The following is a 12,457-nucleotide window of genomic DNA, read 5'->3' as shown; positions in this document are numbered from 1 at the left end:
GCTCCTTCTATCTCTTCAGCTTCCTGACAGGCTATGGCGGATATATCTTCGGTAACAACGAAACCGATCCGAATGATATCGGCGTCAACAATGAAGGAGCGGTCAAAGGCATGCAATTCTTCCAATCGTTGAAAGAGATTCTGCCGATGCAATTCACGGATATGACCCGGGACGCGAAGAATGGACTGTGGGAGCAGGGCAAGCTCGCCATTAATATGGATGGCAGTTGGGAAATCGGCAAATACAGCAGCCTTCCATTTAACGTAGCCGTTATCCCGATGCCCGCAATGCCAGGCGGGAACCATCCCGTTCCTTTGGCGGGAACCACCTCCTATTACGTAAGCACCTATTCGAAGTATCCGAATGCGGCCAAGCTGTTCGCCAACTTCATAACATCCGAAGAAATGCAGATTAAAGACAACGAATTGATCGGCTCCATCCCGGCCGCCAAAGGAATTAACGACAGCTTGAGACAAGATGAGGTTATGAAGGGCTTCATGCAGTTGATCGAAAACAGCCGGATGTGGTCAAGTATTCCGGAAATGCGTTATTTCGGGCAATATATGGACCCGGCATTCGCTGATGTCTGGAACGGCGCCGATCCCAAAGCGACGCTCGACCGGGCGGCCGAAGGCATGAAGACCAGCATTTCGCAGAACAAGAAGTAAGCGATCGGACAAATTTGAAGCCGCATAAGGGATCACCCGGCGCTGACGGGTGATCCCACTTTATAGGGATGGGAGTTGAAGGGAGATGAAGGAACTGACAATGGAGAGAGAGTTCCCTCCGGATTCCAAAAAACACCGAAGAAACGCCACCTTGTTATCCGTATTGGTACTGGGTCTCGGTCAGTTGTATAACCGGCAATATGTAAAGGGCCTGATTATGATGGCCTTTTATGCCATCGGTATGTATACCGCGATTTTCCGCTTGCCTCATGCGCTCTGGGCGCTGATTACGCTTGGCGAACAGGAAACGAGTCTGAAGAAAGTGGGCAGATTGTACAAGCAGGTCATGGGAGACCACTCCATCTTCTTGATGGTCGAAGGTCTTGTCACTGTCTTCGTTATGATCGTACTGGTATGGCTGTATGCCGCCGGAATCAAGGATGCGTACCGGACGGGCAAATTGCGTGAAGAAGGGGTGACGCCCAATACGTTTAAGCAAACGTTGAGCTTTGTTACGGCTTACCGATTCCCGCACATTGTACTGGCGATTCCGCTCATCGGCGTTGTGTTCTTTACCGTTATGCCGATTCTGTTCATGATTCTGATTGCCTTTACGGACTTCACCCGGGAGAATATGCCGCCGAAAAGTCTGATTGATTGGCAAGGCTTCAAGGCATTTGAGGATATATTTCGCATTAAGGCGTGGAGGCATACCTTCTTCAGCGTAACGCTGTGGACCTTTGTCTGGGCCTTCCTGGCGACGATCACGGGTTATTTCGGCGGATTTGCCGTCGCGCTGCTCGTTCAGCAGAAGGATATCCGGCTCCGTTCCCTGTGGCGAACCATTTTCATCCTGCCGTTTGCGATTCCGATGTTTGTATCGACGCTAATTCTCAGGAATATCTTTAACGGCCAATTCGGACCGGTTAACCAATATTTGTCCCTAATCGGCATTGAGAGGATTCCTTGGCTGTCCGATCCCATGTGGGCCAAGCTGACCCTGATTCTGGCGAACTTCTGGCTAAGCTTCCCGGTCTCCATGCTGATGATCATCGGGATTCTGGCAACCATTCCTAAGGATATGTATGAAGCTGCGGATATCGACGGCGCCAGCGGGTTTCAGAAGGTCCGGCTCATTACGTTCCCGATGGTGATGTTCTCCATGGCTCCGCTCATCATTATGCAGTTTGCCGCCAACATCAATAATTTCAATATTGTATACCTGCTTACGGATGGCAAGCCAGTCAACGGGAATTTCCAATTTGCCGGACATACGGATATTTTGATTACATGGCTCTTTAAGCTGTCGATGGATCAGGGGCAATACAACCTCGCTTCGGTCATTGGAATATTTATCTTTATCGTGCTGTCCGTATTCGCTATCTGGAATGTGCGCAATACCAAAGCGTTCAAAGAGGAGGAGGCGTCATGATTGGCAAAAAAGCGGCAAAGGTAACCCGGCTGTCGTTCAGTTATGTTGCGCTTACGATCATTGCGGTGTTCTGCATCTATCCTGCTCTCTGGGTGCTGATGTCTTCTTTCCGTACAGGGAGTTCGCTGTTCAGTGAGACCATACTTCCAACTTCCTATACGTTCAGCCACTACACGGATCTGTTCGCGAAGCGTCCGTTCGCGGTCTGGTATGTCAATACGCTCAAAATTGCGGTTACCAGTATGATCCTCGGCACGATATTGACCTTGCTGACCGGTTACGCGCTGTCGGTATTCCGTTTCAAAGGACGCAAAAATTTGATGAGCATCCTGCTCGTACTCGGATTATTTCCCGGATTTATGAGTATGATTGCGATTTTTATTCTACTGAATCAAATGAACCTGCTGAATACACATCTTGCGGTCATTATCGTCTATGCGGCGGGAGCGCCCTTGTTCTTCCTGTTCGCCAAAAGCTATTTTGACACGATTCCCCGAAGTCTTGTCGAAGCTGCGCGGATTGACGGAGCCGGGCATATGCCGATATTTTTTCGGATCGTGCTCCCGCTGTCGACCCCGCTCATTGTGTACACTGCGCTTATGACATTCACTGGGGCGTTCACCGACTTCATCTTCGCTAAGCTGGTCCTGCGTTCGCCGGACAAGAAGACGCTTGCGGTCGGCCTGTTCGACATGATCGGCGACCGTTTCTCGAATGAATTTACGATGTTTGCCGCAGGCTGCGTATTGGCTGCCGTTCCGGTCACCATCTTGTTCATCCTGATGCAGCGCTTCCTGGTAGACGGATTGACGGCTGGGGCCGATAAGGGATGAGCACATGCTCTAAATGTAAACTTTAACCATGAAGTGAAGTTCAAGGATATTAACGTTTAACTAATGTTCAGGAGGATCAAGATATGTTAACCAGCGAACAGATCAGTCCCGATAAAATACAGGCCGATTACGCAGCCGCGTTCACGCAGACGCTCGGGCGCGTTCAGGCCGTTACTGCGGAAGGCGGGCTCGTACTTTTCACTTGTGAAAATGGCAAACTCGCCGTGGGCAGAGTTCGTACAGGAATCATCCGGATCAAGCTGTTCGCCGGAGCCGGGCCTGGAGACCCGATTCATCTGCGCACCACAGAGGCGGTCATCGGGTACGAGGAGAATCCCAGCGGTAAAGAAGCGGAACTGCAGGTAAGCGACACCGAGTCCGCCTATAGGATTGAAACGGACGGCATAACGGTTGAAGTCGCCAAACAAGACAGCAGTCTCCGGTTCATAAATGAGTCCGGACAGATTCTGGCTCATCATCCGCTGCTCGCCTGGAACGAAGACAAAGCGGCGGCCGCTCTGTTCCAGGCAACGGAGCATACGCATTATTACGGGCTGGGGGAGAAGACGGGCTTTCTGGACAAACGGGGAGAGCGCTACGAAATGTGGAACTCCGATAACTTTTCCCCGCATGTGCCGGAAATTGAAGCGCTGTACCAGTCGATTCCTTTTTTAATCGTAAACGAGCCGGGGAATGCCTATGGGATTTTGCTGGATAATCCTGGGAGATCGGTGTTCGACATGCGCGGCTCGGAGCAGGCGTTCACGATTCATACGGAAACTGGCGGGGTGGATTATTACTTCATCGCCGGACCGAAATTCAAGGATGTGGTAGGGCGCTATACCGCTCTTACCGGACGGATTCAGCTGCCGCCAAGGTGGTCCATAGGATATCACCAGTCCCGCTACAGCTACATGGACCAGGAGGAAGTGTTGGAGCTGGCCCGTACTTTTCGGGAAAAAGAAATTCCGTGCGACGTCATCCACCTGGACATTCATTATATGAACGAATACCGTGTCTTTACGTTTGATCCGGTGCGGTTCCCCGATCCGAAAGCGATGATTGCGGAATTGAAAAGTCTTGGCATCCGGATTGTGCCTATCGTTGATCCGGGCGTCAAGTTCGATCCGGACTACCACGTCTATCAAGAAGGCGCGGAGTCGAATTACTTCTGCTTGAAGCCGGACGGCGCTCCCTTTATCGGTCCGGTCTGGCCGGGCCAAAGCGTATTTCCCGACTTCACGGAGGCGAAGGTTCGCGAATGGTGGGGAGGGCTTCACCGGTTCTTTACGGAGATGGGGATCGAGGGTATTTGGAACGACATGAATGAGCCTTCGGTCTTCAACGAGTGCAAGACGATTGAGCCGGCTACGCTTCATGGCAATAACGGCCATCCGGCAACGCACGGAGAGATTCATAATCTGTACGGCATGATGATGTCCAAAGCGACCGCGGAAGGGATGGCCAATAATCTGGACGGACGCCGGCCATTTGTGCTGTCGCGCGCCGGCTACGCTGGAATCCAGCGCTATGCGGCCGTCTGGACGGGCGACAACCGCAGCTACTGGGAGCATATGGCGCTCGCGATGCCGATGGTGCTTAATCTGGGGCTGTCGGGCGTAGCCTTCGCGGGTCCCGATATAGGGGGATTCGGTCACCACACGACCGGAGAACTGCTGGCGAGATGGACGCAGATGGGAGCGCTGTTCCCTTTTTGCCGGAATCACAGCATGCTGGACACCGTTCGCCAGGAACCTTGGTCCTTCGGAACCGATGTGGAGAACATTTGCCGGGATTACATCCGCCTGCGCTACTCCTTGATGCCGCTGCTGTATTCCGTGTTCCGGGAGGCTGCCGAGACGGGGATGCCGGTCATAAGGCCGCTGCTGCTGGAGTACCCGGACGACCCCAATACGGTGAACCTGTGCGATCAATTCCTGCTCGGAGATCAGCTGCTGGCGGCTCCCGTCTATCGCCCCGATACGTATCACCGTGTCGTCTACTTGCCTGAAGGAAATTGGTTCGACTACTGGACGGGTGAAAGAAGGGCAGGGGGCAGCCACTTTATGGCCCATGCTCCATTAGATACGCTGCCGCTGTACGTGAAGGAAGGGGCAATGATCCCTCGTACCGAACCGGCCGCATCAACCGAATTTCAACGCTCGCCGGAGCTGCTGCTGGATATTTATACACCGGAGAATGGCGAAGGCGCCTTTGACCTGTACGATGACGACGGAACGACTTATGCCTTTAAGGACAATTCCTTCAACCTGCACCGGTTGACGGTGGAAGGGACTGAGGGAACGGTCAAATTCCATATTCAACCTGCATGTATCGGTTACGCCGAGGGCTGGAAGAGATGGACCATAACGTTCAAGCATCTCCGGTTTGCCGGGTGCCGTCTGGATTTCGGGACAGAAGCGCCTAGCCGGGAAGAACTGAAGGGGCTCGCCAAGGGATGGCATTTCGACCGAGCCGCCGGAGAACTGACTGTGGTTATGGACCAGCCTTTGGAGGATATGGAACTGGTTATTCAAGCTCTGTAAAAAGGCGGTATGACCGCTGCCTGTGCTGATCGGACTTGTTAACTTTTAAGCATTATGGCGTGAATAAAAATTACATGAAAATAATAATAATCCATATGTTTACAAGTGAGTTTAGACTGGATAACAAAATATACCTGTTTTTTTGTGCGACTTGACATAATGCATGTTATGTAATTGACGATAAAGCTGACGTGCGATTATCTTCTAGATATTGAAAATATAACTCGATGAGGTGATCGCAGATGAAAAAATGGTTGTTATCCAGTTTCGCATTTCTTTTGATTCTAATGCCTCTGCAAGTCCAAGCCGCGAACAGTCAAGAGGTCCGGCCAATCGCCGTACAAGGCGCAATGGACATGGAAGTCGCTTACTTCCTGAAGCAAATGGGCGATTATAAGACGGAAACATTCGGTTCATATCATTTTTATTCCGGCAAAATCGCAGGCGTTCCGGTTGTCGTCTCCCAAACGAATATCGGTATGGTGAACGCCTCCGCTTCAACCACGCTTTTAATTGAGAAATATCATCCAAAAGCGATCATCAACCAGGGAACGGCGGGCGGTCACGACCCGGCACTCCATAAGTTCGACATCGTGGTTGGCGCGAAAAGCATTAATTACGGCTGGTTCCAATCCGCACATCGGGATGCCGGGGCGGGAGTCGACACCGGTAGCTGGAAGGTGCTTACAGAGCCGGTTGAGCCGGACCCTGAACTGTATAAGACGGCAATGAGCGTGGCGGACCGGTATCAGCACGGTAAAGTGGTCTCTGGAGTAATCGGCACATCGGACGCATGGAACAGAGAACTCGACCGCATTAAGGAGCTGCATGATACTTTGGGTACTAGTGCGGAAGAAATGGAGACCGGATCGGTTGCCGAGGTAGCCAAGACGTTCAATGTTCCTTTTCTGGGTATCCGGATCTTGTCGAATTCCGAATTGTATAATGAAGATTTCGATCCGAAGTCGGCTGACTACTGCTCCGAGTTCGTCATCGAAGTGATCAAAGAAATCGAGAGCGGCGTGACCTTCTCGGACAAGCTGCAAGTGTACGCAGATGGTAAAGAAGTGGTCGGGCTTCTCGGACAATATGTGAACGGTGAAGCGATGGTTCCGCTGCGCGGCGTTCTGGAAAGCCTTGGGTCGGAAGTGAGCTGGGACATCGCCAAGAAGCAAATCCATGTTGTTCACGGCGGCAAGCACATTCCGGTCAAAGCTGGGGAGACGATGGTCAGCCAGGGCACAGCATGGATCGAACTGGACTCGCTAGATAAGATATTCGGGGTGAAGACGGATGTCCTTGGCTCCAATGTTTACATTTATGAATAATTGATACTCACACCCTAACCGTTCTGCGGTTTATGAAGAGCTCTCCCCTGCCAGGGAGGGCTCTAGTTCGTTGTATCGGCTCTCATCAGCCATTTCAGCCCTTCCCGCCGGCTCAGCGGCTTCAATTCCTCTTGATTGATAAATGCCTTGACTGACGCCGGATTGCTCTTGGAATATTCCCGCAAAGCCCAGCCGATCGCCTTTTGAATGAAAAATTCATTGGACGATGCATGCTCGCGGATATAGCGGTACAGCAGGTCTTCGTCCGTCGCTTCCTTATAATGAAGCTGAAACAGGAGTGCCGTGCGGTTAAGCCACATATTATCGGAATGCAGCCATTTCTCGCCATACTCCGGCTGAAGTTCGGGGTATTTGCGCAGCAGAAACCCTGCGGCGTTTGAAGCAAGCAGATCAACGGTATCCCACCAGGAGTGCCGGGTGATGCAGGCTTCGATCATAGGGAGGTCGGCGGGTTCCAGCTTTTTTCGCAGGGATTGCACGATATCCACCCCGCAGTATTGATACTCGCGCTCAGGCATTTCCCACAGCAGAGGAATCCACTCTATTACAACTACATTTTCAATAAGAATACCATCACTAATAACATTTTCTTATACCAATAAATTTTTATAATACAAATAGATTGGGAATTTATTGATATATAATCAAATTAGATATACACTTATTGGAATTGTTGTCCGATAAAAACTGCTATAGAAAAAAATTAGATGTATGCATTTTTTAAGGGGAATTATTTAGTTCTACATCAATAAAAAGAAAGGAGCATTATATTAATTAGGACTATTACAATTGTGAGGCGAGATTAAACTGTAGAATTCTGAGCTCGGTGTCATATACGATTATGACTTGATGCAAATGGAAGTAAGGAGAAAGGAGAGGATATGCAGAATCTAAAAATCACCATAATTAGAGCGTTATTATACGTATTAGTTGTTATTATTTTACATATTATGTTTGTGTACATACTTGGTATCAAGATCGAAGGATGGAGCCATAAGATTTTGAGGGATATATTAAAATCGTATGCCTCACCTCTTTTCTATTATTAATTAATAATGTTATATTTTTCAGGGTCAATATCCTAAAATATAAATTAATATGGTTAATAGCGAGTTTGCTACCCAGCTTTATACTGTTAATACTATTTAAAATTAGTGATAAGTATATGAATTCAAGTTTTATTAATTTCTCAGGATATCAACTCCAAATGATAGTAATTCTTCTTTGGGTCTATATTATTATACAGTTGTTCTTATTTTATGTTTGGAAAATTGAACGCAGGAATGATCAAGATAAGTACTGAATTAATGGATGGAAAATTCAAAATATTAAGTTGGAAGAGGAAGATTATATAATAATAGAGGCTATTTGCAATGATTATTCACTTTAAATCATTATTACACTTAGTGAATAGTTTCGGTCGTGACTATGGGAAATGTTTAACCATCCGTCTGCTGTTATCTCCAAATTTCTTGTTTTATACCACTCTTTGCGGACAAAATCAGATGACAAAGACGGTCGCTATCGCTCCTATAGTTTGTAAACCCCCTCTCCCTTTGTCTTATTAGTTTTGTTTCCTTACTCCTCTATTTGCATTTTATTTATCAAGTTCGCCCTATATATTTCCGACAACTATTCATCTTTTGAGTTAGATTGCCGATGATTACATTAAAAGGAATTGGGAGAATAAATATGATTATATGGAATTATTCCTTTTTATTTTCATAATTTTAATGATCTTTTCAGAGAATTTGAGAAATTTATAAAAGAGGATGAATATATGAGAAAAAAATTTAAATTCTTGTTGATAAGATGTATTGGATTAAGCGTTAGTGCTTTACTAGGTATTTTAACTTTTTATTTTTTTATAAGCCTTTTTCTTTCTAATAAGAGTAAAATCATTCCGGTTATTATTGCAATATCTTTTGTTGCCATTGTTTTCATAATTGGAGGACCTATTTTCATTATGAATTATTTAAAGAAATTTACAACAGAGAAATTCATAGGTATAAATATTTTAATTTTTTTCATCTTTTTTATTTTCAGTCCTTTTATGGCGAGTATTGGATCAGAAATTAAAGATACTATTGCACAGAGGTCTTTACCAGACTTAAAGAGTCGCCAAGAGATCTATCAGGAAATTAACAAGCAATTACAGGGGACGAATTTTTCTTATCAGGTGGATATCAAAAAAAGTGAGGATGAGACAATTAAAGATGGGAGAAAATTATCCATCATTCTGAAGAAACAGACGGAGGAGGAACTTGATAAAGAAGAAATTTACGGAATTATAAAAATTTTACCTCTCAGAGCACTTAACCTAACAATGCTTAGAAAGAATGGAGAGGAATCAATTGTATTATTATTAGATAAGCGAAAGGGAATACTCAACTGTTTTCCAAATTATACATGTGAAAGATTTGGCATTTATACTAAATAACTATTGAAAGAGGAAGGAATAATGAAAAAAATATCAATCATCTTGCTTTGTTTAATACTGCAGTTCTCATTATTTAATTTTGAAACGTTTGGACAGTCTATTGATACTGAATTACAAAAGACTGATATAGAAAATGAATTGCAGATTAATAATCCTGAAGACCAACAAAGAGGTTCTATTGGTATTCTTAGTACTAATGTATGGGCAGAAGATTCAGAGATTGAAATTGGTAGTAGAAATATGAGAATTCATTATAGTTTTAATGATTCGCCACATCAAGTTGAAATAAAAATATATAGAAATAATGAACTCTGGACATCTTTCTATCGTGATAACGGACTTTATAGCGATACATTTGAATATACTACTGAGAAAGATGGGGTATACAGAATAGTTGTTAGACCAACCAATGCATATAGTTACGGAGGGGAATGTACTGTTACAGTCTATAGAAATGTAGTGGTTCTTATTCCGGGAATTATGGGGAGTGAGATGTTTGAGCAAGCTAATAATAATAAGGTTTGGAAACCTGGCAACCTTACTTTTGCTCGGGATATACCGAAATTAAAAATGAATGCAGACGGAACATCAATTGTAAATCTAAAATCGGGTATTCCTATAAAAGATTTCTATGAAGATATGGCAACCTATCTTTTTAATAATAATTTTAAAGTAATTAATTTTGGATATGATTGGAGACTAGATATTAAGGATAGTGCAAGGAGTTTGAAGACAGTCATAGATAATGCGAAGATTGATAATCCGTATAGTAAGATATATATTGTCGCTCATAGTATGGGGGGGTTAGTTGCTACTGAATATATTAATCAAGGCAATGGAAATAATATAAATAAATTAATTACTATAGGAACTCCTTATTTAGGTGCACCAAAAGCAGCCTACATTTTTGAGACAGGAAATGGAGCATCGACACTTCAAAATCTAGCAATTAATAGTCTATTGAAAGATGTGGTACCTAATATTTACTCAGTATATCAACTGCTTCCACCATCAAATTATTTTGATTGGAATCATAAAGATTCATACATTACTTATGTAACTTATACAGGCGCTGGAAGACAAGTAAAAGATAAAGTTAAAGTTACTGGTTATAACGCTACTACCACCTACTTCAAAGAGAGGAGACCTTGGTCAAATGATAACTATTTAGATAAAGCGAATGAGTTTCATAATAGCCTAAATATAATAAGAAATTTAAACTCTGTAGATTCCTATTATATTATTGGCGATAAGAATTCAACGGTTGGAGAGATGGCCATAAAAATGGGGACTCAACCAAGTATTACAAATAATGATTTGAAAATGATTCAGGGTGACGGCACAGTTCCAGTAATTAGTGCAAACGTTGCAGGAAGACTTCCAGCAGAGAAGACTTACTATATTCAAGAAGAACATGGGGAATTATTCAATAATGTAAAAGTACAAAAACAAGTAGTGAATATATTAAAAGGCGTTCCAAACGAAGTAGTATCAGGGATTCGAAAAACAACTGAAAAACAAAAATCCGTTGGAGTTATTGTTGAAGCTCCTGCAAATCTGAATGTGTATGATTCTTTAGGAAATCATGTAGGTCCTACTGCATCAGGAGAGTATGAGAAAAATATACCTTATAGTGAATACTTATACGTTGAAGATGAGCAAGCTGCTTTTTTAAATGAAGGTAATTATAACGTTGTAGTAAATGGGACAAGTTACGGAAAAATGGTATATACTCTAAAATGGATTGATGAGAACGATCAAGAAGCTAGAATAGCTCGTTTCGATGATATAGATGTCACTCCAACTTCTGTCTTCACTTCAGCCACAAATAGAGTGGGTCAGATCTTTCTCAACATTGACTATAACGGTGATGGAACCATAGACTCTACGATTGAACCATCTGTAGATTTAGGCCCAGGTGGGTCACAAGACGAAATATTACCAACAATAAGTTCGCATGTTGAAGGAGTAAAAGGTATTAATGAATGGTATGGGAAAAATGTTTACTACAATTTAACTGGAGAAGACGATGCATCCGGTGTATATAAAACATTTTATGATCTTAATGAATCTGAATATAAAGAATACACGGAACCAGTTGCATTACCTGAAACTGGAATATATAATTTCAAATCCTATGTCAGAGACAGAAATAGAAATGACTCCGAAGTATTAACTGAGACTGTAAAGGTTGATACTACTAATCCAACCGTACCTGTAATGACTGTTGAGCCAACAAAGTGGACCAATCAGTTTGTTACTGTTTCATTATCTGGAGGAACTGATGTAGATAGTGGATTCCAAAAATATCAATATAAGATAAATGAGGATGGAGAGTGGAAAGATTACACATCACCGTTCATCATTGATACCGAAGGGCTTTATAATGTATTTGCCAGATCGGTAGATAATGTTTTTAACCTTAGCGAGGAAGTTACTGGGGTGGCTAAAGTTGATAAAACGAATCCACCTCAACCAATAATGACTGTTGAACCAATGAAATGGACGAATCTGTTTGTCACTGTTACATTATCAGGTGGTACTGACACTGATAAGGGTTTTCCTAATAGTGGTTTTCAAAAATATCAATATAAGATAGGACAAAACGGAGAATGGAAGGATTACACCAGTCCTATTATTATTGATACTGAGGGATTATATAATGTTTTTGCTAGATCGGTAGATAATGCATCTAATTTTAGTGAGGAAGTTGTCGGCGATGCTAAAGTTGATAAAACGAAGCCATCAGTACCAACTGGATTTGATATCGTTTCATTTAACTATAATAAAGTAAAAATATCTTGGTTGTCGTCCACCGATAATGTGGGAGTCATTGGTTATGATGTCTATCAATATTCTGAATTATTAGGTAGGACAACTGACACTGAATTTACATTTAACAACCTTGATTCTAATAAAACTTATACATTCAAAGTGGTCGCACGGGATGAAGCTGAGAATTCTTCACTTGATGGTGTATATGTTGTTAGGACACCAATAAGCCTTGTTAGTGCTGGAACATTTCATACCCTTCAAATTAAAGAAGACGGCACGGTGCGGTCGTGGGGGAACAACAGCAGCGGTCAATTGGGAGATGGAACGACCACCTCGAAGACCACAGCTGTACAGATTCCGGGGTTAACGCATGTCCTTTCGGTAGCAGCTGGATCCGGGCATAGTGTGGCGCTC

8 protein-coding genes are annotated in these 12,457 nt (G+C 44.0%); 7 read left to right on the top strand and 1 reads right to left on the bottom strand.

Features of this window, described 5'->3' with window-relative positions:
• The 5 genes from L691_RS0125125 to mtnN form a co-directional block, all read left to right on the top strand.
• Positions 1-668: sugar ABC transporter substrate-binding protein (locus L691_RS0125125; protein ID WP_025692980.1), on the top strand; the 668-nt coding region annotated here is incomplete at its 5' end.
• A 580-nt stretch (positions 669-1,248) separates the two neighbouring features.
• Complete coding sequence (locus L691_RS34445) at positions 1,249-2,100, top strand: carbohydrate ABC transporter permease (RefSeq protein ID WP_408634795.1); 852 nt, start codon at positions 1,249-1,251, stop codon at positions 2,098-2,100.
• On the top strand, positions 2,097-2,933 hold the full coding sequence (locus tag L691_RS0125115; protein ID WP_036738260.1) for a sugar ABC transporter permease: 837 nt from the start codon (positions 2,097-2,099) through the stop codon (positions 2,931-2,933). Before L691_RS34445 ends, L691_RS0125115 begins: the two co-directional genes overlap by 4 nt.
• 83 nt (positions 2,934-3,016) lie before the next feature.
• Positions 3,017-5,479 (top strand): glycoside hydrolase family 31 protein, encoded by a 2,463-nt coding sequence (locus L691_RS0125110; protein WP_025692977.1) that lies wholly within the window; start codon positions 3,017-3,019, stop codon positions 5,477-5,479.
• Between the two features lie 242 nt (positions 5,480-5,721).
• Positions 5,722-6,807 carry a 5'-methylthioadenosine/S-adenosylhomocysteine nucleosidase gene (gene mtnN, locus L691_RS30175; protein WP_025692976.1) on the top strand — a complete coding sequence of 362 codons (1,086 nt, stop codon included), beginning with the start codon at positions 5,722-5,724 and terminating at the stop codon, positions 6,805-6,807.
• 62 nt (positions 6,808-6,869) lie between these two features.
• On the opposite strand, the gene L691_RS0125100 is transcribed toward mtnN, so the two are convergent.
• Entirely contained in the window at positions 6,870-7,358 is a 489-nt protein-coding gene (locus L691_RS0125100) for a DNA alkylation repair protein (protein WP_269634891.1), read from the bottom strand.
• Positions 7,359-8,608: 1,250 nt separating this feature from the next.
• On the opposite strand from L691_RS0125100, the gene L691_RS0125090 reads away from it, so the two are divergent.
• Positions 8,609-9,268: a hypothetical protein gene (locus L691_RS0125090; RefSeq protein ID WP_025692974.1), complete on the top strand. Its 660-nt coding sequence runs from the start codon at positions 8,609-8,611 to the stop codon at positions 9,266-9,268.
• 21 nt (positions 9,269-9,289) lie between these two features.
• Positions 9,290-12,457 (top strand): OmpL47-type beta-barrel domain-containing protein (locus L691_RS30170; protein ID WP_036738258.1); only part of this gene is annotated, 3,168 nt, incomplete at its 3' end.

It is taken from the genome of Paenibacillus zanthoxyli JH29, from assembly GCF_000520715.1.
Lineage (GTDB): Bacteria > Bacillota > Bacilli > Paenibacillales > Paenibacillaceae > Paenibacillus_AQ > Paenibacillus_AQ zanthoxyli.
The sequence above is the reverse complement of the archived record's forward strand: the minus strand, read 5'-3'. Positions and strand labels throughout refer to the sequence as shown.